The following is a 23,200-nucleotide window of genomic DNA, read 5'->3' on the forward strand; positions in this document are numbered from 1 at the left end:
TTCATTGAAATATACAATTTATTTATAAAAACAAACTGACAGGAGGGGGATTTCTTATATGAATGTTAATAGGCGGAAATGTATTTTAGTTTTTTCAGGATTTAACCAAAGAGCTGTTATAGCTTTTTTAAGAACATTGGAATCAAATAACATAACGTATGCGATTATAGCAAAATCAGATAATGATGATATTTTTTTGAGTAAGTATAAAAATAGAGTGTTATATATACGAAATTCATCAACTCTCACATTAAAAGATTTATTAACATCAGTACAAAAAGTTAAAGAACAGTGTGATGCAAAAGATTATATTATTGCCCCTACTACAGAAGCATTAAATAGATTCTTACTTGAAAACAGAAAATCATTTGAAGAAATTGGATGTATCATTCCTTTAGTAGAAAGAGAAGTTTACGAATTAATTTCTGACAAATATAGTTTTGGAAATGTTTGTTCAAGAAGTGGAATTACAGTTCCTAAAAAAATGGAGTTTGGTTTAAATATGGATTTACCAATAGTAGCAAAGCCTAAAAAGTATTTTTCATCATTTAGTGGAGAAGCATTATCTCCTGTAATAATAAAAACAACAAAGGAACTTAAATTATTTTGTGAAAATTATTTTACTAAAGATTTTTATTATCAAGAATATGTAAATGGAAATAGTGTTTATTTACTTTATTATTTTCATAGAAATGGTATGATTTATAAATTTTCACAAGAAAATTTAATCCAACAACCGGGTGGAAAATCTATGATAGCTGCAGTTTCGACAGATTTTCATAACTCAGAAGAATCATATAAATATGAAAAATTATTCCGATTTTTAAAATTCAATGGTTTAGTAATGATAGAAGTAAAACAAAAGAACAATTTAAACTATATGATAGAAGCAAATCCGAGATTCTGGGGACCATCTCAACTTTTTGTGGATGCAGGAATGAATTTTTTTGAGTTTTTTTTACATGATTATGGATTTATAAAGTCATTACCTAAATTTAAAAAGATTGAGAATATGACAAGATATTTTTGGTGTGGAGGTATAATGAGTACTATAATAAATAATTCAAAATTAAATTTTTACAATATAGATGAAGATAAATTTCTTTACTCTTTACCGCAATGGATAGAGAATGATGTATATAGGAGAGAGGATACGATAGAAATATTTAAAAGGGAGTTTTTAAATGGAAGATAATATTCTAAAACTTAAAAGTATGTATTGTGAAAAAAGCAAACATTCAAATTATCAAGTTATTACTAAAAATTTAAGAAAAAAAATAGGAACCATAGATGTGAATATTAAGAAGACTTATGAATATGAACGCTTAGAATATATATTAAAAAGCGTAAATGTACAAGATAAAAGAGTTTTAGATATAGGTGGTAATAGTGGATTTTTCACTTTTGAAATGATAGATAACAAAGCTGATTTTGTTCACTATTATGAAGGAAATGTAATCCATGCTGAATTTGTAAAATTAGCATCAGAAGTGTTAAATGTTCAGAATAAAATTAAAATTACTAATACATACTTCTCCTTTGATGAAAAAGATAAATTAAAAGAGAATAAATATGATATAGTACTACTTCTTAACGTACTTCACCATATAGGTGATGATTATGGAGATGTTCAAATTTCAAAAAGTAAGGCTAAAGAAAAAATAATATCACAATTAAATAGTCTCTCAAAAATAAGCGATATATTAGTTTTTCAACTCGGGTTTAATTGGAAAGGTGATAGAAATATTGGATTATTTAAAAATGGAACTAAGAAAGAGTTAATTGATTTTATAGTAAATGGAACTAAAGATAATTGGGAAATAACTAAAATTGGTATAGCTGAGTTATTAAAACAAAGAATAAAATATTGTGATTTAGATAACGACAATATTGAACGTAAAGATGAATTAGGTGAATTTCTGAATAGACCAATTTTCATAATGAAAGCGAGGAGAAATTTATGATTTTTGAAAAAAAAGGATTAATATTCTCTGTGGATAATATATCTGAATGGGCATATAGTCATTGTCATAAGCCTACACCATTATTAATAAATGATAAAACTTTAAGAGTTTATTTTGGAGTGAGAGATAAAACTAATCATACTAGAACCACCTTTGTTGATATTGATATTTCAGACATAAGTAACTTAAAAGTTAGTTATGTTCATAATAAACCAGTGTTAGATTTAGGAAAAATAGGAGCGTTTGATGATTCTGGAGCAAATGTATGCTCTATAGTTAGAGAAAATAACTTGATTTATATGTATTACATAGGATGGAACCCAAGTACTACAGTACATACAAGAAACTCAATTGGGTTAGCAATAAGCGAGGATAATGGATATACATTTAAAAGATTATTTGATGGGCCAATACTAGATAGGAATAAAGATGAGCCATATTATACAGGTGCTATTGATGTTTTAAAAAATAGTGAGCAATGGAAATGTTACTATACAAGTGGAACAGAATGGAAGATTATCAATGGAAAACCAGAAATATGGTATCATATAAAATATGCCACATCTGATAATGGAATTGATTGGAATAGAGATGGCATAAATTGCATATTACCTGAAGATCCTTACGAATGTGTAGCAAGGCCATCTGTTATTTTTCATAATGGTATTTATAAAATGTGGTATAGTAGAAGGAGGATGGATAATTTTAGAGATGATGTCCGAAGGAGTTATAGAGGAGGATATGCTGAATCATTAGATGGCATAAATTGGAAGAGGAAAGATAACAAAATGAACATAAGTATATCAAATTCAGGATGGGATTCACAAGCTATTGCATATCCATATGTTATTAAAATTAAGGACTCTGTTGTTATGTTCTATAATGGAAATGGCTTTGGTAAAACTGGTTTTGGATATGCTATCAGCAGGTAATTATATTATTATTTTGAATTATTAATTGAATAAATAAGAGGAAAATATTTATGAACAAATTAATCCAAGTAACGCGCTCCTCAATGCCATCCTTTGAGGAGTATACAGAAGAAATTAAAGACCTATGGGATAGTCACTGGCTAACTAACATGGGTATAAAACATAAACAATTAGAAATAGAACTATTGAAGTATCTAGATACTCCTAATATTACTCTTTTTACCAATGGACATCTTGCATTAGAGTGTATAATAGCTGCTTTAAATCTTGCTGGTGAAGTTATTACAACTCCTTTTACTTTTGCATCTACAACCCATGCAATTGTAAGAAATGGTTTAGAACCAGTATTTTGTGATATTAATCCTGATAATTATACAATAGATACAGATAAGCTTGAAAGCTTAATAACAGAAAAGACTTCTGCTATTATACCTGTTCATGTTTATGGTAATGTATGTAATATTAAAGAAATTGAAAGAATAGCAAATAAACATAAGTTAAAAGTTATCTATGATGCTGCTCATACCTTTGGTATAACAGTTGATGGTGAGGGTATTGCTAATTTTGGTGATGCTTCTATGTTCAGTTTCCATGCTACAAAGGTATTTAATACTATTGAAGGTGGAGCAATAGCTTTTAAGGATGAAAAATTATCTAAAATATTATATGATATAAAAAACTTTGGTATTACAGGACCGGAATCAGTTGAATATGTTGGTGGAAATGCTAAAATGAATGAATTTCAAGCTGCAATGGGTATTTGCAATCTTCGTCATGTTGATAGAGAAATAGAGAAACGAAAAGCTATTGTAGAAAGATACTTTGAAAGATTGAGTAATATTAATGGAATTAAATTATGCAAAACACAACCATTTGTAAAAAGCAATTATGCTTATTTGCCAGTAGTATTTGATGGGTACAAGCTAAATCGTGATGAAATATTTGAAAATTTAAAAGAGCAAGATATCATTGCTCGTAAATATTTTTATCCACTTACTAATGACTATGAGTGCTACAAAGATAGATTTGATATTCAAAAAACGCCTATTGCAAAATACATAGCAGATAGAGTACTTACATTACCTCTTTATGCGGATTTATCTTTAAAGGCTGTAGATAGAATTTGTGATATTATTTTGAGTAAACAATCTTAATCATAGATTCGATTTTATAGACTCATATTTCTAGATTGTAAAATCTGTAGTCTACAGTAGTAAAAAAAGGAGAATATAATAATGGCTAAAATATATACATTAGATCAACATATAAACAATTTAAATTTAATTAAAAAGTTAATTAATATGATTTCTAATTTAAATGACGAAAAAGAAAAATTTTATTTCATCAATTTAGTAGCTGATTTTGTACAAAATAATCAATGCTATTTCCACATACAATCTTTTTCAATATTAGTAGAAGCATTAGTAGATGTTATAGAGTATTGCAATAGTAATAATTATTCAAATAGTGAGTTTAATAAAAAATTTGATAAACTATCTAATAATATAAGTAATTTATCAAAAGAAATTAATAAATTATATAAAGTAAATTTATATTTTAAAGGTAATGATAAATATAAATTGCTAGATAAGATAATGAAGCCATATATAGATTTGAAGTTTAAGGGTGAAGTTATTAGGGATGATAAAAATTTTAATATATTAATTGTTAGTGAAGAAACTTACAATAAGACTTCAGAGTATAATAATTTTGATAATGTAATTTATTATGATAAATTTATGAATGATATCTTCAAGATATCAGAACAACTTTATAATAATAATTATGATTATCATTATCTTGTTAATAGTATGGATGAAGCAAAAAAGATTTCTACAACAGGAATTATTGTTGGATCATCATATGCTTTACATGGAGTAAATGAAAATGAATTAAATGAGAATATTGTACAATTATCATTAGCATCTCAAGATTTATACTATTCGTTTAAGATTGCAAGAGATGTAATTGAAGGAAATAGTAATATAAAAAAATGCTTTATAGGAACTGGATATTGGTCATTTTATTCAGACGTATCTAAAAGTCCTAAAGATGGATTCCAAAGAATTGAAAATGTATATTACCCACTATTTGGAGATAGTCATAATTATGATTATGTAGACAAGATTAAAAGAAAATCTTTACAGGATTTTGTAGACATATATATAAACTATATTTTTGAGGTAAGCGAAATAAGTAAACATTTTGACAAATTATTATTTAAAACCTATAAAGCCTATTTTAATGATTTTAGAACACGAGAATGTTGTAGTATGCTTGGTATGAGAAAATTAGGTTCATTAAGTAAAGAAGAAAAATTTAACTTTGCAAAATCAAGAGTTTATAATCATAATAAATTGCGAACACATATAGATAGATTAAGCGAATATGTCGTGATCTTAGAAGGGTTTTTAGAATATTTATGTAGAAAAAATGTAAAGCCTATTATTGTTAATTTCGTAACTACAGAATATTATAATGAATATTTTGATAAGTTATATATTTCGGAGTACAAAGATATAATTAATAAATTAAGTAAAGAATACGAGTTTGAGTTTATAGACCTAAATGATTATGATGTATTCAAGGAAGAGGATTTTGTGGATATTGATCATATGGGTGATAGTGGAGCATCAAAAGTGAGTAAAATCTTAAGTAAATTTTAAACTTGCCACTAATCTATATTCTATCTGGTAGTTTAGAGCAGCTGCGTTGATATAAATCCAGCCCCTTCAAGGATACATCAAAAAATAATAGGAGATATGTTTTTGCAAATTGAAAACTATTTAAAGTACAAAAAGTAGCAAAAACTACTACTGAAGATACCATATAAAGTAACATAATTCATGCAACAGTATAAAGTAATAAAAGTAATCTCCGATAACTATATCAGAGATTATTTTTTGGGGTGATGATAAATGAGATTAAGCAGAAATATGCATTCAATGAAAATATATGAAACCTATCAAAAAAATTTAGCGAATCAGTCTAAGGCCTATGGAACTGTTTCTTCAGGTATAAAAATACAGACGTATAGAGATGATCCTAATGCTAAAGCTAAAAGTGATAAGTTGAATCTAGAGATAAGAAGCATTGAAATGGCAAGTAGGAATATTCAAAATAGTGTTAGTCTTATGCAAACAGCTGATGGCGGAATGCAAAATATTAGTGAAAGTATTCAAAGGGCAAGAGAATTAATGGTTCAAGCTGGTGGAGCCAATACAGATCAAGATAAGATTATTATACAAAATGAAATAGATACTATTCTTCAGCACGTTACAGCTACAGCTAACAATACTGAGATGAATGGAGTTAAAATGCTTGCTACAGAGGGGGATCTTAACTTATTAATTGGAATGACTAGTGAAGATGTTATTAAAATACCAACCTATAATTTATCATCGGAAGGATTAGGATTAGGATCACCTAATGCAACTGACAGGATTAGTACTATGAATGTAGATGATGGATTAAAAAGATTAGATAATGCAATTGAAAAAGTTAATTTTTCAAGAAGTAAATATGGAGCTTTGAGTAATAGGATGGAATCTACTTATAATACAACTACGGCTATAGCAGCTAAGGTTGAAGGTGCAGAGGCTAATATTACAGGTGCTGACATAGCCTTAGAAATGATTGAGTATTCTAAGAACTCTATATTAGTAGAATCAGGTCTTGCAATGATGGTACAAACCAATAAAATACCTCAAGATGTATTAAGAATATTAGAGAATATTAGAAGACCATAGGTAAATAAGAAGGAAGGTAAGTATATGGATATACCAAGACTATCAATGGCAATGAGTCAGGGAAGTTTGATGAATTCTGTTAACCTATCGTTAATGAAAATTCAAATGAACAACTCAAAGGATATGATGGAAGGAATGACAAAAATTATGGAATCAGCTGCAGTAAATCCTTCTATTGGAAATAATATTGATGTAGAAGCATAAGGTAACAAAAATCACTTGCTATGCGAGTGGTTTTTTATTTGTGAAAAAATTGGAGTTTTTTAAGCAACAACTATTATAATTTAAAAATACAATATAAAATTAAACGTCACAAAAATATATTTTAAATAGTGACAAATACATATTCCATATTTGACATTTTTGTTATATAATATTTAATAAATAGTAATATATAACAAAGGGTAACATTTTTAGAGGAATAATGATGTTAATATATTGTTTATAATACAATTTTTTCAGAATGTTCAATACAAGTTTCTACATTTACATAATTTAATCAATAAAGTTTATTAAAAATTTTCTCAAAAAAGAGGGATTATGAAAAATTTGTCTAAATATTAAAATAGTTAGCGAGGTGAATTGTAAAATGGAAGTTATGAATAGCAATACATACAATCTTATGAAGAAATATATGGGGATAAGTGTAGAAAGTGGTAAATTAATAGCTAATAATATGGCGAATGTAAATACAAAAAACTATAAGAGGCAATATATTGATTTTGAAGAAGCTTTAAAAAACTCTTCTGGTGATTCTAATTTAAAGAGAACGAAGAGTAAGCATATGGATATTAATAGTGATTCATATGAAATAAAAACAGATAGTAGTGCCTCTATGAGAGAAGACGGTAATAATGTAGATATTGAATTAGAAGCTACAGATCAAGCGGCTAATGAGATGCTATATAATTCACTAGTGAGGTTTGTAAGTGGTAAGCTTACTACTACAAGTAATGTAATTAAAGGAGGCAGTCGTTAATTATGGAAGCTTTTAGAGGTATGAGAATAGCAGCCAGCGGACTTTCAGCAGAGAGATTAAGAATGGATACTATTTCTTCAAATATAGCAAATGCAGGAACTACAAGGGGTAAAGATGGAAACCCCTATATAAGAAAAATTGCAGTTTTTGAAGAGAATCTACAGAGGGAATATGATAAGCAATCTCAAAGTGTGAAGGTGAAAAATCTAGGAGTTAAGGCAGTGGAAATTTCAGATGATAAATCTCCACTTACAAAAGTATATAATCCAAGTCATCCAGATGCAGATGGTGAAGGGTTTGTTACTATGCCTAATGTTAATATTCTTAATGAAACTGTGGACTTAATGGTGGCAAGTAGAGCCTATGAAGCAAATATAAATAGCATGAATGCACAAAAGAGTATGTTTATGAAAACTTTAGAAATAGGAAGATAGGAGAGAAATCATGAAGGTAACAAACGAATATATACCAAATATGAAAATATTTCAGCCTGAATTAAATAAAATATATGGTGACCAAACAGAGGAGACTAATGAAACAGGTCAAGGTGGTTTCGGAGAGTTTCTAAAGGCAGAGTTAGATAAGGTGAATGAAAAACAAATACAGAGTGATAAGACCTTAGAAGGATATATAAATGGAGAAAAAAGCCTTCATGAAGTGGTACTTGACTCAGAGGAAGCGAAGCTTTCCTTAGAATTAGCAATACAGATAAGAAATAAACTTGTAGCAGCTTATGATGAATTTAATAAAATGCAACTATAGTGGGGGGAGCGGACTAAATGAACAAGCTATCAGAAATGGTGAAGGGTATTAAAGAGAAGTGGAATGGAATTTCCAAGTCTAAAAAGATAGCTTTGACCATTATTATTTTGGCAGCTATAGTAACCATAGGCATTTTTAGCTATATATCCTTAAGTAATAAATATGCAGTGTTGTTTTCAAATATGGAAGCCAAGGATTCAGGAGAAATAATAGCTAATTTAGAGAGTAAAAAGATAAATTACAAGGTAGATGGAAGTGCAATTTTAGTAGAAAAGTCACAGGTTGATAAGCTACGTATGGAGTTATTATCTGAAGTGCCTTTAACAGAAGGAAGCAATGGCTTTGAACTTTTTGATAATGGAAAAATTGCTCCAACGGATGAAGAATCCAAAGTGATGTATCAAAGGGCTTTAGCAGGAGAACTTGAGAGGACTATTAAAGCTTTTGAAGAGGTTGAATGGTCAAAAGTAAATCTTGTATTGCCAAGTAGCTCACCTTTTGTCACAAAACCATCACCAGCTAGTGCATCGGTTACTCTAAAGCTAGCTCAAGGTAAGGATCTTAGTATAGATCAAGTTAAGGCTATAGTTTCACTAATATCAGGAAGTGTTGAAAATTTACCTAAGGAAAATGTTACTGTGGTATCGGACAATTTTAAACTATTAACAGAAGGAATTTTTGATGAGGAAAATGGACAAACTAATTCTGCAACTACAGACAAGCAGTTGGAGGCCACTAAAAAAATAGAAAAAGAATATGAAAATAAAATAATGAATGTGTTAGAGCCTATATATAAGGATAAAATTAGAGTGTCTGTTAGTGCACAACTTAATTTTGATGCTGTGAAGCAGAACAATGTACTTTATAATAAAGATGGTTCTGTTGTAGTTAGCGAACACCAAGTAATTACTCAGGAAACAGGTAGTGGAAACACTTCAGGTAGTCCTGTGGATAATAATATGGGTGAAACACAAGGAAATACAGATAATAATCAAGGTGTTACTCATTCAGAAACTACAAAAAACTATGAAAATAGTAAAACAGAAGAAACTGTAGTGAAATCACCAGGACAAGTTGAAAGAATTACAGCATCTATAGTAGTTAATGATGCTATAGATGGAAAAGTAAAAACATCTATAGAAAATTTAGCGTCAAAAGCTATTGGATATAACGAAGAAAGAGGAGATGCTATCTCTGTAGAGAGTTTACAGTTTAATAATGACTATAAGGAACAGGCACAAAAGGAATTAGAAGCTATGAAGGAAGCTGAAGCTAAAGCTAAGCGAAATAAACTTATAGCAATGAGTGTGGCAACATTAGCTGGAATAATCTTTATAATATTAATTATAGTTATGATTAGAAAGAAATCTAAAGAGGAAGAGGATGTTATTATTGAACCTACAACTATAGATGTAGTAGTAGGAGAAGAAGAAAATACATTGGAAGAGACAAGTAAATTAAATTTCAAGAGCTTAGAACTAGAAAGAGAGACAGAAAAAGAGCATACTATGAAAGAAATAAAGAAATATGCAGAACGAAAACCAGAGCAAGTAGCAGATATTATAAAATCATGGCTTGCTGAAGATGAAAGGGGATAGTGCTGTGGGAAAAGCAGAGAAATTTAATGGAATTCAAAAGGCAGCAATACTATTTATATCCTTAGGACCAGATGCAGCTTCAGCAATTATAAAACGTCTTCCAGAGAGTGAAATTCAAAAAATCACCTATGAAATTGCAAATATGACCTCTGTAAAATCTGAAGAAAGACAAATTGTCCTAGATGAATTTATGGAGATGAATAAGGCTAAGGATTATATTGTAGAGGGTGGAGTTGAATATGCACGAAGTGTGTTATCTAAGGCTTTAGGAGTGCAGAAAGCCAATGATATTTTGGATAGGGTAACGGAATTTTCTCAACAGTATAGACCCTTTTCCATTGCTAGAAAGGCTGATGCAACTCAGCTTATGAATGTTATATCTAATGAGCATCCACAGACTATAGCATTGATTCTTTGTCATCTTCAAGCTGATAAGGCTGGACAGATTTTATCCGCCTTAAATCCAGATTTGCAAAGTGAAGTAGCTTTTAAAATTGCTACAATGAGTAACATTTATCCTGTAGTTGTTAAGGAGATTGAAGCTGTTTTAAATAGTAAGCTATCTTCAGTTATTAGCACTGAAAGCAAAGTAATAGGAGGGGTTCAATCTCTTGTTAATATATTAAATCAAGTGGATAGAGGAACTGAAAGAAATATTACAGAAGGATTAGAACATGAAGATGCTGAACTTGCTGAAAAAATTAAGGAATCTATGTTTGTATTTGAGGATATTATCACTATGGATGATGTGGCTATTCAAAGAATTCTTCGTGAAGTTGATACAAAAGAGCTTTGCCTTGCACTTAAAGGAACTTCTGAACAAGTTTTGGATACTATTGTTAGAAACCTTTCAAAGAGAGCTGGCTCTACACTAAAAGAAGATATGCAATTCTTAGGACCAGTGAGACTTATGGAGGTTGAAAAAGCTCAGCAAAAAGTTGTATCACTAATTAGAAGATTAGATGAAGCAGGAGAAATAACAATCGCAAGAGGTGGAGAAGATGCAATCATCCTATAGGGTAATAAAGAGTAGAAATACCTTAGATTCAGGAAGTAAAGATATAAATGTACAGCCTGTAAAAATAGTTAATGAAATTGTAACTCCTCAAAATGAAGATAGACGTGAAGAGATAGAAGCTATTGAAAAAATGGCTGCCAGTATTATAGAAAATGCAAAACATGAATCCAAAGAACTTATGAATAATACCATTTCTAAATGTAAGGAACTTGAATATGAAGCTAAAGAGAATGGTTTTAAACAGGGACATGAGGAAGGCTATAATATTGGTTATGATGAAGGGTATGAAAAAGGCTATGGAGAGGGAGTAACTAAGGGAGAAGAAATAATAAATAATGCTAATTCCATATTGTATCAAAGTAAAATTAAGTATGATGAGTTTTTAAGTGAAAAGGAATTAAATATAAGAAATATTATTATAGATGCTGTAGAAACCATGCTTAAAAGAGAAGTTAAAGATATGGATGGACTAAATGAATTAGTGTTTTCTATACTCCTAGAAGAGAAAAATACTAAAGCTTTTATTATAAGATGCAATTCCATTAATGCAGAGGGTATAGAGAAAAATATAGAAGATTTTAAAAATAAGCTATGCTTTAGGGGAGAAGTATTTGTTATAGTGGATAGCTTACTTCCAGAGGGCACTATAATCGTAGAGAAAGATTATGGAGAGACCTCATTCTCCATAGAAAATAGTATAGAAAAGCTAAAAGAAATTCTTATGGAAGGATAAGCTTCTAAATATTATGATTAATTTAAATTTTGATAAGATTAGTTTAAATATAAAAGATGCCAGTTTTAATCACATGGAGGGTGTGGTTAAAAATGTCATTGGTCTTACTGTAGAAGCACAGGGGGTTAAAGGCTTCGTTGGGGAAATATGCAACATATATAACGAACAAAATAAACCCATTGTCTGTGAAGTAGTAGGCTTTAAAGATGGTAATATTATACTGATGCCACTGGGATTATTAACTGGAATATCTCCAGGATGTAGGGTGGTAAGAACGGGAAAACAGCTTAGTGTAAAGTGTTCTGATGAGCTACTAGGAAAAATCATAGATGGCATTGGTAATCCATTAAAGGGAGAAGATCTTAAATTATATAAAAACTATCCTCTAGAGGCATTGCCTCCAGATCCATTACAAAGAAGAAGAATAAAAGACATACTTCCTACAGGGGTTAGAGCCATTGATGGTTTTCTGACCTGTGGCGAAGGACAGAGAATAGGAATATTTGCTGGGTCAGGTGTTGGTAAAAGTACAACGCTAGGAATGATAGCAAGAGAAGCTAAGGCTGATGTTAATGTTATTTCCCTAATTGGGGAAAGAGGAAGAGAAGTTCTTGATTTCATTGAAAAGGACTTAGGTGAAGAGGGAATGAAAAAATCTGTGGTAGTGTGTGCTACCTCTGATCAACCAGCACTTGTAAGATTAAAGGGAGCCTTTACTGCCACTGCTATAGCAGAATATTTCAGAGACAAAGGACTAAAGGTAATACTAATGATGGACTCCGTTACTCGTTTTGCCATGGCACAAAGGGAAGTAGGACTTGCTATTGGAGAGCCACCAGCAACTAAAGGATATACGCCTTCAGTATTTGCTATGCTTCCAAAGCTTTTAGAAAGAAGTGGAATGTCTCATAAAGGTTCTATTACAGCTTTTTACACAGTGTTGGTAGATGGAGATGATTTCAATGAACCTATAGCAGATGCTGTAAGAGGTATATTGGATGGACACATAGTACTTAGTAGAGATTTGGCTGCAAAGAATCATTATCCAGCTATAGATATATTAAAAAGTATTTCAAGACTCATGCCAGAAATTGCTGAGGAAAAGCATAAAAATGCAGCTTCTTTGGCTAGAGATTTAATGGCAGCACATAAGGATGCAGAGGATTTAATAAATCTAGGAGCTTATGTAAAGGGAAGCAATGAGAGGGTTGATATGGCTCTAAAATATATCAATAGTATAAATGGTTTTTTAAAGCAGGGGATTACTGAAAGTACAGAATTTGAAAGCTCTGTAGAAGCTCTAACAACTATGTTTAGTTAATGTAAGGGGGGATGATTTTGGGAAGCACATATGAATTTAGGTTACAAAGGCTCTTAGATATGAGAGAGAAAATAGAAGATGATAAAAAAGTTCATTTTATGGAGGCATGTAATAGAAAAAATAAAGTGGAATCAAGTCTAAACAACTTACAAGAAAACTATAGTAAATACTCAACTATTCAAGTTGGAAAGGATACTGTTCAACGTAAGATTCAGTATCACTATCTAAATTTATTATCAAATTCTATAGAAGGAACTAAGATACAGCTTGTGGAAGAGAAAAAAGCAGTAGAAGAAAAGAGAGTAGAGCTAGTTAAGGCACAGGTGGACAAAAAAACTGTGGAAATATTAAAAGAGAAATCTTATAAAAGATTCATAGCAGAAGAAAATCACATAGAACAATTACAAAATGATGAGTTTGCATTATATGGATATATAAGAGAAAGGAGGAAATAGATTGATTAATAATGTAAGTATAAATCTAGATAGTATTGCAACTAGCAGTGAGAAGCAACAGGGAGTTAGTAAATCTTCAAAAAATAATGAAAAAGATTTTTCTACATATATGAAAGATAACTCTACAAACAAAGTTGATAAAAATAACAATAAAACTAAAGAACAAGGCAATATAAAAAAAGAAGATAATAAGAATATTAAAAATGAAAACAAAGTTTCACAAGAGAGTATTGAAAATGTAATGGATGATATTGGGGAATTAGATACTAATGAAAAGAGTAATCTAATGAATTTGTTAGACTTGATTTTAGCATTACTTAATAAGGGCGATGATGAAGCTGTTAAAAACATGGGAGACAGTGAAGGTGAAGCTTTAAAGGGCATGTCTGTAGAAGATATATTATTAAAGAAATTGCTAACAGTAGTAGATAAAAGTAGTGAACAGGAAACTCCACTTAAGGATCTATCTCACATTTTAAAGGAATTTACAGATATAGCGAAGGAAAGCTCAGGTGAGATTGCAAAGTTAATTCAGAATATGGATGTTGATGAAGTTAAAGAAGTGCCTAAAGCTATTGTTGATGTTATTAAAAATTTAGTTAATTCAGAGATAACTACTAAATTGGAGGTGACTTCACAAGATAATAGCTTAAATGAAATTAAAGAACAACTTAAATATTTATTATCCACTGAGGATAATGGTGGAAAGCAAAATCATACTCCGCTTAAAGAAGAAAATAAAGTTGAAAGTAAAATAGAAAATAAGGTAGAAGGCACGCAAGTAAAGATACAAGATAATAAAGCAAGTTTATCTACTAAGGAGCAAAGTGGGGAAAATAAATCCTTTAATAAAGATAGTGAAGTCTTGGACAAGCTATTAAAGAGCGATGATGGAAAGTCAAAAGTTACAAGAGTTAATGATTTTATGTCTACATTGCAACAAAATGTAGAGATTTTAGACAATATTGGAGTTGAAAAACCTTCCCCTATTACTAAAAGTAATTTAGTAGGGGATGTTATAAAAAATATAGTATATATGGACAAAAATGGGATGAAAGATTTGACTGTAAAAATATATCCTAAGGAATTAGGTGAAGTAGTTATATCTGTTTCCATGGAACAGGGAGCACTAAAGGCTAATATAAAAGCAAATAATAAAGAAGCTTTAGAATTATTAAATTTTGGACTAAGAGATATAAATGAAAAAATATCTACCAATAATATTAAAATCCAATCAGTGGATATAAGTCTTTATAATGAGGATACTACCTACTTTACTAATGAGGATGGTAGGGGAGAAGGTTTTAATAATCAAGGTAAAAAGCAAAATGATAAATCTTCACTAATATTTGATGAGGATATTACTCAAGAAAATATGGCTAATGATATTAGCGAAGTAGATTTATTTGTATAGGAGGGATTGTATGGATATAACCACTTACAATGCTAAAGGAAGCGAGAATGGTAAAGCTATAGGGAAGACTACAGACAATGGAACACCCATTAGACAACCCGGAGAAGAGCTAGGAAAGAGTGCGTTTTTTCAGATTTTAGCTGCAGAATTAGCAAATCAAGATCCAACGCAGCCACAAGATACAACAGCATATATAAGCCAGCTAGCACAGTTCTCTTCACTTGAACAAATGTCTAACTTAAACACTACCATGACTCTTAGTGCTGCACAGAACCTTACAGGGAAATTTGTTGCATTAGATACCTTAGATGCCAATGGGATTCCTGAAATGGGAGTAGTAAGAGCTGTTTATAAAAGAGGAAGTGATGTATTTGTAACAGTAGAGGATGTTAGCGGTAAGTTTAAAGATTATAATTATAGTCAAGTTACTGATGTTATAGATAGCAGTGATACTAATATGGATAATATAACATTTATTAATGCATCAGCTTTAATAGGAAAAACTGTGGAAATAGCGATACCTGACAAAGAAGACCCAGATAAGGGAGAGACTGAGGAAACTCCAGAAGTTCCTGAAGATGGCCTAAAAGCAGACACAGAAGATGGTTCAGAAGTTGATCCAGAAAAGCCTAAAACACCTAAAACAGTAACAGGAGTAGTTACTGAAGTATATAGAGATAGTGAAGGAATTAAAATTAAAATAATTGATGAAGATGGAAAAGAGACATCTTATTTATATGATCAGGTAATTAAGATAAAAGAAACACCAAAAGATGAAGTAAAGCCGGAAGATGGAGTAAATCCAGAAGATGAAGTAAATCCGGAAGATGGAGCAACTGCATAGGACAAAAATAGATTTAATTAAAATAGGAATAAATATATTGAAAAATAGGAGGATTTAGTATGTTAAATTCAATGTACTCAGGAATATCAGGATTAGGTGCTAATCAAAAAAAGTTAGATGTAATAGGTAATAATATAGCAAACTCAGGAACTACAGCTTTTAAGAGCTCAAGTGTAACATTCCAAGATAGCATGTACCAGGCATATAAATCATCATCTAGTCCAAGTTCTAATTTAGGAGGAATAAATCCATCTAAGGTTGGTATGGGAGTTGCTGTTCAAAGTATTATTGCAAACATGGCACAGGGAAGTTTACAACCTACAGGAAGACCTTATGATGTAGCAATGGACGGAAATGGATATTTTGTAGTAGCAAAAGGACCATTTAATGGACAAGTAGATGTAGCTGGAGATTATACTACAAGTTCAGATTCTATGGAAGTTTATTATACTAGAGATGGTAGCTTTAAGGTTGATAGCACTGGAAAGTTAGTAAATTCTAATGGATATAGAATCATGGGATATCCAGTGACAGGAACTGGTGGTGGAGTTGGTACAAATGTTAAAGAGACAATTTCAGGAAGTGGAGGAACAACACCTGGAACAATTTCAATTGAAGGTAGATATAACGGAGCTGATGATATAACCTTAACATCAATACAGAGAACTGATAAAGGTGATTACACAATAGAATATACTACTAAAGGGACACCAACCACTACGTGTAGAGAATTAATATCTAAAGAAAGTATAAAGAGTAATAAATTTGAATTTAAAGGATTAAAAATAGATATTTCTAAGGTTACACCACAAACGGATACAACAAAGATATCATTTACTCCAACAACTAAAGATTTAATTGGTATTGGTGCTGAAATAAAAGATCCAGTTGGGATGCATCCAAATCCATTGCCAACTGCTCCAGATGTATATGATAAAGGAACACCAACTATAAAAGGAAAGTATACAGGAGATAAGTCAGAGCAGATAAAATTAACATATTCAACATCAACAGCGCCAGGACAATGGCAAATTAATGGTAAATCATTAGATACTGTTGGTGCTAAAATAGATGGTGGTAAAATATCTTATAAAGGTATGATTATTGATACGAAAGATGTAGACAAAACTAAAGTAAGTAGTGATTCTTTTACTTTTGACCTGAAACCACTTACTTCAAAAGAGTCACCTTTAAATGGAATTGATTCAACAACTTGTGAATTTATAGATGCCAATTCAATAGATATTAAATCTGATGAAAGTAAGCTTGTACCATTGGTAATTCCAGAAACGGTAATGAAAAATGGTGAGGAGATAAAAGTACAAGGATTCTCTATTGAGAAGGATGGTCTAGTAAAAGCAGTTCTAGCTGATGGTAGTACTACAGTGCTTGGTCAAGTTGCAGTGGCTGGATTTGCCAACACTTCAGGTCTTGATCAAATAGGGCAAAATATGTATTCACCATCTACTAACTCAGGAGCAGCTATTTTAAGATCTGGAAAAGGAACAGATAGAATTGACAACAGTGGAGCTTATGGAAGCATGATGCAGGGATTCCTTGAAATGTCTAACGTAGATCTATCACTTCAATTTACTGATATGATAGTAGCTAGTCGTTCTTTCCAAGCATGTAGTAAGGTTATAACTACAGGAGATGAAATACTACAAGAACTTGTTAATTTGAAGAGATAATATTTAGAAAGTAATTACTTTTAGTAGCAGAGAATGGTCACTAAGGTTATAGCTTGCTTGATTTTAATAAGTAAAAGAACTAAGTTTTATTTGCTAAAATCAAGACTTGCTGTAACACTATCACAATTCGCTGCGAACACATTAAACAATTCTTAGCACATATGGTGCGGTTAACTGTGGCATTGCTACAAGTTTTAGGAGGAATTATGATTAGAGTTACAGCATTAAATGGGACTTCCTTTATATTAAATTGCGATCATATAGAGAAGGTAGAGGAAATTCCAGAAACAGTAATAACTTTAGGTAATGGTAAAAAATACCTTGTAAAAGAAGATAGTGATAAACTAGTTGAAGAAGTTATTAACTTTAAATTAAAGTGTGTAGCTGATGTTATTAGGGGGAAGAACTGTGAAGAAGAATGATATGCTAACCGTAATTGGTTTTATTACGGCAATGGTATTAATAATTTATGGTATGGCAACAGGGAGTAGTTTGAAGCTATTTTGGGATGTGCCATCACTGGCTATTACTTGTGGAGGATCCTTCGGTGCATTACTGATGGCCTATCCTGTAAATGAAATAAAGAGATTTATGAAGGTTTTCTTGCAGGCTTTAAAATTAGAGGAAGCATCTAAAACTGATACTATTAAAATGTTTGTGAATCTTTCTAAAAAAGCGAGAAGAGAAGGTCTACTGTCTTTAGAGGAAGAGATTTCTCAGATTGACAATGAATTTGTAAAAAAGGCTTTAAACATGGTAGTAGATGGAATAGAACCTGATTCTATTAAAGAAATCATGACTCTAGAAATCCAGGAATTAGAAAATAGACATGAGGATGCAGCATCTATGTTTACTACATGGGGTACTTATGCACCTGCTATGGGAATGATAGGTACACTAATAGGATTAATACAAATGCTTGGTGATTTATCTGATGCAGACAATTTAGCTGCTGGTATGGGAAAAGCCTTAATTACAACTTTCTATGGTAGTATGCTTGCTAATGTATTTTTAATTCCTATAGCTAACAAGCTGAATTATAAAACAGCTCAAGAGGTTGGTAATATGGAGATGATGATTGAAGGTGTTCTAGCTATTCAATCTGGAGTTAATCCAAGAATAATAGAGGATAAAATGATAGCTTATTTATCACCAGTAGAGAAAAAGGCATATCTAGCATCAAACTCAGAACAAGAGGTGTAGTATAAAATGGCGAGAAAAAAGCAACAATCATCTGAAGGCGGATGGATAGTTACATATTCGGATACGGTTACGTTACTTCTTACCTTTTTCGTACTTCTATATTCTATGTCTAACGTGGATTCAACAAAGTTTAAACAAATTTCTCAATCCTTTCAGAGTATGTTTAATGGAAAAAATGGACAATCAATTTTAGAGTTTAATACATCCACAGGAGAGGTTCCATTAGTGGGAAAACCTCAGTTGACGACAGACTCAAATAATAACGAAGGACAAGCATTACTTGAAGATATAATAAGCTATGTAGAAGAAAATAATCTTCAAAGTGATGTTCAAATATTTCAGAATGAGAAGGGGTTTAACATTCAGATGAAGGATTCAGTGCTTTTTGACACTGGAAAATCTCAACTTAAGCCTGAAAGTCTAAATGTATTAGAGAAAGTTTATAACTTACTATCAAAACTTAATAATAAAATAATAATTCAAGGGCATACAGATAATATGCCAATTAGTACACCACAATTTCCAAGTAACTGGTATTTATCTTCCTCAAGGGCACTTAGTGTTCTTGATTACTTTTTAGTTACTAAGAAGCATCCAAATCCAGATATATTTTTGATGGAGGCTTGTGGTGAGTTTTATCCTATAGCCCCAAATGATACACCAGAGAATAGGGCTAAAAATAGAAGAGTTAATATTTTAATAGTAACAGATAAGAAGGAGTAATGAAATGGCGAAGGAGAAGAAGAATGGTAAAGGTTCCAAGGTAATATTAATTATTGTTGGAACAGTATTAGTATTTAGTTTGATTAGTGGAGCAGTATTTTTAGGATACTATTTTGCTACAAAAAATAAACAGGCACCAGCTAGTGGGGATAATATACAAATAGTGAAAGAAGTTAGGACTGAGGCTACATTAGCATTAGAAGAATTTTTAGTTAATTTGGCAGATGAAGATAAACCTAGATATATGCAAGTTGTAATTCATTTAGCCTATGATGGAGAAAATAAAACTATGCCTACTGAATTGGAAGGAAAAGTTCCAGCTATTAAAGACACAGTAAATAATATTTTAAGAACTAAAAAGGCAGCAGATATAACTCCCCAGGGAGAAGCAGCTATTAAAGAAGAAATAATTGATAGAGTTAATGACCTTTTAAATGGCGGAAAAATATCTAATGTTTACTTCTCAAAACTCATTGTACAATAGGTTATAACATGGATAGTGAATTTTTAATTACACTTATGAAAATATTAGTATTTTTTCCTCTAGTGATCGGACTTATTTTCTTAGTAGGTAAGATATATGGGGGAGTAGGGTATGGCAATAGAGGAAAAAATATGCGTGCAATTGAGAGAGTGCATCTTTCAAAGGATAATTTACTAACTATCATGGAGATATGTGGTAAATTCTATTTAATTAGTTCCTCAACAAAGGATATTAAAATATTGAAAGAGCTAGATGGGGAAGAGGTTAATAAGGGAGTGAATCCACAGACAGGAGTTTATAAAAATGAATTACTCACTTTAAATGGTGATGTAAATTCATTTTTAAAACTCAAATTTTGCAGAAAAAATAAATCTCACGATAAAAAGGACGATAATTATGAAAAATAAAAAGATAAAGCCAATAATTTTTATAGTTACTCTTATGGCTATGTTTGTCTTTTATAATAAGGTGGTTTTGGCAGCTAATACCATACAAATACCAGATATAAATATATCCGTTGACAAGAGTTCTACGCCATCAGAATATGTTAATAACATACAATTATTGATAGTGCTAACAATTCTTACTATACTACCTTCCATTTTAATAATGTGCACAGGATTTGTAAGAATTGCAACAGTATTGTCATTTTTCAAAAGTGCAGTAGGTGCTCAACAATCAATTCCTAGGCAGGTAATAGTTGGACTAGCACTATTCTTAACTTTTTTTGTTATGGCTCCTACGTTCAACAAAATAAATCAAGAGGCAGTGACTCCTTATGTAAAAGAAGAGATTACTTTGGAAGTCGCCATGGATAAGGGAGTAAAGCCCCTTAGAGATTTTATGTTGAAACAGACTAGGGTAAAGGATTTAGGACTGTTCATAGAGGTTGGTAAATTTGAGGATAAAGTCACCTTAGAAAAAGATGATAATGGGGCGGAATATTATAATTATGATAAGGTACCCTTAACAGCTATACTTCCAGCCTTTGTTATTAGTGAATTAAGAACGGCTTTCGAAATAGGTTTCTTAATTTTTATACCATTTATAGTTATAGATATAGTAGCTTCCAGTGTACTTATGTCAATGGGAATGTTTATGCTCCCACCAGCCATGATTTCACTGCCCTTTAAGCTATTATTATTTGTACTTGTGGATGGATGGAATTTATTAAGCAAATCTTTAATATTAGGCTTTTAAAGAGGTGATTTAAATGACTGACTCCATGGTTATTGCAATTCTTGAAGACATGGTAAAAACTTCATTGCTAATGGCAGCACCAATTTTATTAACTGCTACGGTTGTAGGACTTTTAATAAGTATATTTCAAGCAACTACTCAAATTCAAGAGCAAACTTTGACCTTTGTTCCTAAGGTATTAGCTGTAGCTGTAGTTGGAATACTTACTGCTAGTTTTATGGGAAATACTATAGTGGGTTTTACTGAAAAAATTTTTTCTATAATTGCTAATATAGGCGCTTAGGTGGGATAACATTGATAAATACTTTAACTTTTATAGGGTTTCTATTAATATTTCTAAGATTAACTTCAATGATGTTAGCAGCACCAGTATTTTTCCCATCTGGAACACCTAATACAATGAAGGTGGGAGTTTCAGCAGTTATAGCTATGATATTATCTCCAATAATATCTGTTGAGAATTTACCAGAAATAACATCATTCATAGGATTGATACCATTAATTTCCAAGGAAATAATTTTAGGATTATGCCTCGGATATATAGTAAGTTTAATTTTTGGTGTGGTACAAATGGCAGGTCAAATGCTAGATTTCTCTATGGGATTTTCAATGATGACTATGTTTGATCCTATGGCGGGAGAAACCCTATCTATCATGGGAAGATTATTTTATTGGATATGTGCAATAGTGTTTTTATTAGTAGATGGACATCTTCTATTGATTAAAGCTATTATTGAAAGCTTTACAGTAGTTCCAATTGGAACCTTTATATTATCTCAGAATCATATTAGTTACATAATCCATATTATATTTAAATTTTTTACTATAGGACTTAAAATTGCTATTCCTATAATGTTAGTAATTTTAATAATAGAAATAGTAATTGGGTTAGTGGCCAGAGTTATGCCGCAACTTAATGCTATGATACTTTCTATGCCAATAAAAATATTTGTTGGATTATTAACTTTTATAATAACTATACCTATAATAATAGAAGCAATAGTAGCAAATTTTGATAATTTGGCAGATATATTTGATGGATTTTTGAATATGGCTCCTATGATTATTATCTTCGCTTCCAGTGATAGTGGAGATAAGACTGAGGAAGCTACACCTAAAAAGAAGCAAGATGCGAAGAAAAAAGGACAAGTAGCTAAGAGTAAAGAATTAAATTCTGCATTAACCTTAGGTGTGTCTGCATTAGCATTAATAGTATTAAGTGAATATATAACAGATAACCTTAGAGAGGTTATGGCAACTTATTTGTCATCTTATCCTAATTTCGTAATAAATGGTGAAAGCTTTATAGGAATTATAATAAATGTACTAATTAAAATTGCAATGATATTTTTACCAATAGCACTACCAATTATGCTGATGGGAATCATAGGAAATTTTGCTCAAACAGGCAGAGTTAATACTATGGAACCCCTCAAACCTAAATTGAGCAAACTTAATCCAATAAATGGATTTAAAAGAATGTTTTCTATTAGGGCGGTAGTAGATTTAATTAAAAATCTATTAATTGTAAGTGTAGTAGGTTATATAGGTTATGTGTTTATAAGAGATAATTATTTCTCTATACTAGAGCTAGGCAACTATAGAACTGAGATGATTTTAGTACAATTATCAAGTTTCATTAATAAGATTTTAAAAAAGGTTGCACTAGTGCTTTTAATTGTTGGTATAGGAGATTTTGCATATCAAAAATATCAACATAAAAAAGATTTAAAGATGACTAAACAGGAAATTAAAGAAGAGTTTAAACAACAAGAGGGAGATCCTCAGATAAAGGGAAAGATTAGACAGAAACAAAGAGAGATGTCAATGAAGAGAATGATGCAAGCAGTTCCGGATGCTACAGTGGTTATTACTAACCCAACCCATCTTGCCATAGCAATAAAATATGAAAAAGATAGTGGGAAAGCTCCCATGGTTGTAGCAAAGGGAAGTGACCATATGGCACTTAAAATAAAAGAAATAGCTATAGATAATAAGGTTCCAGTCATAGAGAATAAACCGCTGGCGAGACTTATGTATAGTCAGGTGGAACTAGATGAAGAAATTCCTTATGATATGTATCAAGCTGTAGCTGAGATTTTAGTGCTAGTATTAAAATTAAAGAAATAA

At 30.9% G+C, this 23,200-nt stretch carries 26 protein-coding genes; all 26 read left to right on the plus strand.

The features are described 5' to 3' along the window. Positions 1-58 precede the first annotated feature (58 nt). The 26 genes from ACI48Q_RS06470 (at position 59) to ACI48Q_RS06595 (ending at position 23,200) form a co-directional block, all read left to right on the plus strand. Positions 59-1,195 (plus strand): hypothetical protein, encoded by a 1,137-nt coding sequence (locus tag ACI48Q_RS06470; protein ID WP_474918225.1) that lies wholly within the window; start codon positions 59-61, stop codon positions 1,193-1,195. Continuing rightward, complete coding sequence (locus ACI48Q_RS06475) at positions 1,185-1,964, plus strand: class I SAM-dependent methyltransferase (protein ID WP_474918226.1); 780 nt, start codon at positions 1,185-1,187, stop codon at positions 1,962-1,964. Before ACI48Q_RS06470 ends, ACI48Q_RS06475 begins: the two co-directional genes overlap by 11 nt. Further along, complete coding sequence (locus ACI48Q_RS06480; RefSeq protein WP_474918227.1) at positions 1,961-2,896, plus strand: glycoside hydrolase family protein; 936 nt, start codon at positions 1,961-1,963, stop codon at positions 2,894-2,896. Before ACI48Q_RS06475 ends, ACI48Q_RS06480 begins: the two co-directional genes overlap by 4 nt. Before the next feature lie 50 nt (positions 2,897-2,946). Beyond that, positions 2,947-4,050, plus strand: a complete 1,104-nt coding sequence (locus ACI48Q_RS06485) for a DegT/DnrJ/EryC1/StrS family aminotransferase (RefSeq protein WP_474918228.1) — start codon at positions 2,947-2,949, stop codon at positions 4,048-4,050. 81 nt (positions 4,051-4,131) lie between these two features. Further along, on the plus strand, positions 4,132-5,562 hold the full coding sequence (locus tag ACI48Q_RS06490) for a hypothetical protein (RefSeq protein WP_474918229.1): 1,431 nt from the start codon (positions 4,132-4,134) through the stop codon (positions 5,560-5,562). A 252-nt stretch (positions 5,563-5,814) separates the two neighbouring features. Next, positions 5,815-6,645, plus strand: coding sequence for a flagellin N-terminal helical domain-containing protein (locus ACI48Q_RS06495; RefSeq protein ID WP_474918230.1), 831 nt, complete (start codon positions 5,815-5,817; stop codon positions 6,643-6,645). A gap of 24 nt (positions 6,646-6,669) precedes the next feature. Further along, complete coding sequence (locus tag ACI48Q_RS06500) at positions 6,670-6,849, plus strand: YjfB family protein (protein ID WP_474918231.1); 180 nt, start codon at positions 6,670-6,672, stop codon at positions 6,847-6,849. Between the two features lie 385 nt (positions 6,850-7,234). Further along, positions 7,235-7,624 carry a flagellar basal body rod protein FlgB gene (gene flgB / locus ACI48Q_RS06505; RefSeq protein ID WP_474918232.1) on the plus strand — a complete coding sequence of 130 codons (390 nt, stop codon included), beginning with the start codon at positions 7,235-7,237 and terminating at the stop codon, positions 7,622-7,624. Positions 7,625-7,626: 2 nt separating this feature from the next. Next, positions 7,627-8,058: a flagellar basal body rod protein FlgC gene (flgC, locus tag ACI48Q_RS06510; protein WP_474918233.1), complete on the plus strand. Its 432-nt coding sequence runs from the start codon at positions 7,627-7,629 to the stop codon at positions 8,056-8,058. A 10-nt stretch (positions 8,059-8,068) separates the two neighbouring features. After that, positions 8,069-8,386, plus strand: coding sequence for a flagellar hook-basal body complex protein FliE (fliE, locus tag ACI48Q_RS06515; protein WP_474918234.1), 318 nt, complete (start codon positions 8,069-8,071; stop codon positions 8,384-8,386). A 17-nt stretch (positions 8,387-8,403) separates the two neighbouring features. Beyond that, positions 8,404-9,984 carry a flagellar basal-body MS-ring/collar protein FliF gene (fliF, locus tag ACI48Q_RS06520; RefSeq protein ID WP_474918235.1) on the plus strand — a complete coding sequence of 527 codons (1,581 nt, stop codon included), beginning with the start codon at positions 8,404-8,406 and terminating at the stop codon, positions 9,982-9,984. Continuing rightward, entirely contained in the window at positions 9,971-11,002 is a 1,032-nt protein-coding gene (gene fliG / locus ACI48Q_RS06525; RefSeq protein WP_474918236.1) for a flagellar motor switch protein FliG, read from the plus strand. Before fliF ends, fliG begins: the two co-directional genes overlap by 14 nt. Beyond that, the gene (locus ACI48Q_RS06530; protein WP_474918237.1) at positions 10,986-11,735 is read left to right on the plus strand and encodes a FliH/SctL family protein; all 750 of its coding nucleotides are present in this window, start codon (positions 10,986-10,988) and stop codon (positions 11,733-11,735) included. The genes fliG and ACI48Q_RS06530 overlap by 17 nt, the downstream gene beginning before the upstream one ends. Before the next feature lie 13 nt (positions 11,736-11,748). Then, positions 11,749-13,056 carry a flagellar protein export ATPase FliI gene (gene fliI / locus ACI48Q_RS06535; protein ID WP_474918238.1) on the plus strand — a complete coding sequence of 436 codons (1,308 nt, stop codon included), beginning with the start codon at positions 11,749-11,751 and terminating at the stop codon, positions 13,054-13,056. Between the two features lie 17 nt (positions 13,057-13,073). Beyond that, positions 13,074-13,511: a flagellar export protein FliJ gene (gene fliJ / locus ACI48Q_RS06540; RefSeq protein WP_474918239.1), complete on the plus strand. Its 438-nt coding sequence runs from the start codon at positions 13,074-13,076 to the stop codon at positions 13,509-13,511. Position 13,512: 1 nt separating this feature from the next. Then, positions 13,513-14,925 (plus strand): flagellar hook-length control protein FliK, encoded by a 1,413-nt coding sequence (locus ACI48Q_RS06545; RefSeq protein WP_474918240.1) that lies wholly within the window; start codon positions 13,513-13,515, stop codon positions 14,923-14,925. Positions 14,926-14,935: 10 nt separating this feature from the next. Further along, entirely contained in the window at positions 14,936-15,769 is an 834-nt protein-coding gene (locus ACI48Q_RS06550; RefSeq protein ID WP_474918241.1) for a flagellar hook capping FlgD N-terminal domain-containing protein, read from the plus strand. Positions 15,770-15,828: 59 nt separating this feature from the next. After that, complete coding sequence (locus tag ACI48Q_RS06555; RefSeq protein ID WP_474918242.1) at positions 15,829-17,460, plus strand: flagellar hook protein FlgE; 1,632 nt, start codon at positions 15,829-15,831, stop codon at positions 17,458-17,460. A gap of 206 nt (positions 17,461-17,666) precedes the next feature. Further along, positions 17,667-17,882: a flagellar FlbD family protein gene (locus tag ACI48Q_RS06560; protein WP_474918243.1), complete on the plus strand. Its 216-nt coding sequence runs from the start codon at positions 17,667-17,669 to the stop codon at positions 17,880-17,882. Further along, positions 17,869-18,663 carry a motility protein A gene (locus ACI48Q_RS06565; RefSeq protein ID WP_474918244.1) on the plus strand — a complete coding sequence of 265 codons (795 nt, stop codon included), beginning with the start codon at positions 17,869-17,871 and terminating at the stop codon, positions 18,661-18,663. Before ACI48Q_RS06560 ends, ACI48Q_RS06565 begins: the two co-directional genes overlap by 14 nt. A 6-nt stretch (positions 18,664-18,669) precedes the next feature. Beyond that, on the plus strand, positions 18,670-19,386 hold the full coding sequence (locus tag ACI48Q_RS06570) for a flagellar motor protein MotB (protein WP_474918245.1): 717 nt from the start codon (positions 18,670-18,672) through the stop codon (positions 19,384-19,386). A gap of 4 nt (positions 19,387-19,390) precedes the next feature. Beyond that, positions 19,391-19,870: a flagellar basal body-associated FliL family protein gene (locus ACI48Q_RS06575; RefSeq protein ID WP_474918246.1), complete on the plus strand. Its 480-nt coding sequence runs from the start codon at positions 19,391-19,393 to the stop codon at positions 19,868-19,870. Positions 19,871-19,878: 8 nt separating this feature from the next. Next, a complete protein-coding gene (locus ACI48Q_RS06580; RefSeq protein WP_474918247.1) occupies positions 19,879-20,277 on the plus strand; it encodes a flagellar biosynthetic protein FliO in 399 nt (132 codons plus the stop codon). After that, complete coding sequence (gene fliP, locus ACI48Q_RS06585) at positions 20,267-21,070, plus strand: flagellar type III secretion system pore protein FliP (protein ID WP_474918248.1); 804 nt, start codon at positions 20,267-20,269, stop codon at positions 21,068-21,070. The genes ACI48Q_RS06580 and fliP overlap by 11 nt, the downstream gene beginning before the upstream one ends. 13 nt (positions 21,071-21,083) lie before the next feature. Continuing rightward, positions 21,084-21,353 carry a flagellar biosynthesis protein FliQ gene (fliQ, locus tag ACI48Q_RS06590; protein ID WP_474918249.1) on the plus strand — a complete coding sequence of 90 codons (270 nt, stop codon included), beginning with the start codon at positions 21,084-21,086 and terminating at the stop codon, positions 21,351-21,353. Between the two features lie 11 nt (positions 21,354-21,364). After that, a complete protein-coding gene (locus ACI48Q_RS06595) occupies positions 21,365-23,200 on the plus strand; it encodes a fused FliR family export protein/FlhB family type III secretion system protein (protein WP_474918250.1) in 1,836 nt (611 codons plus the stop codon).

Source organism: Clostridium sp. LXY-7, assembly GCF_056172015.1.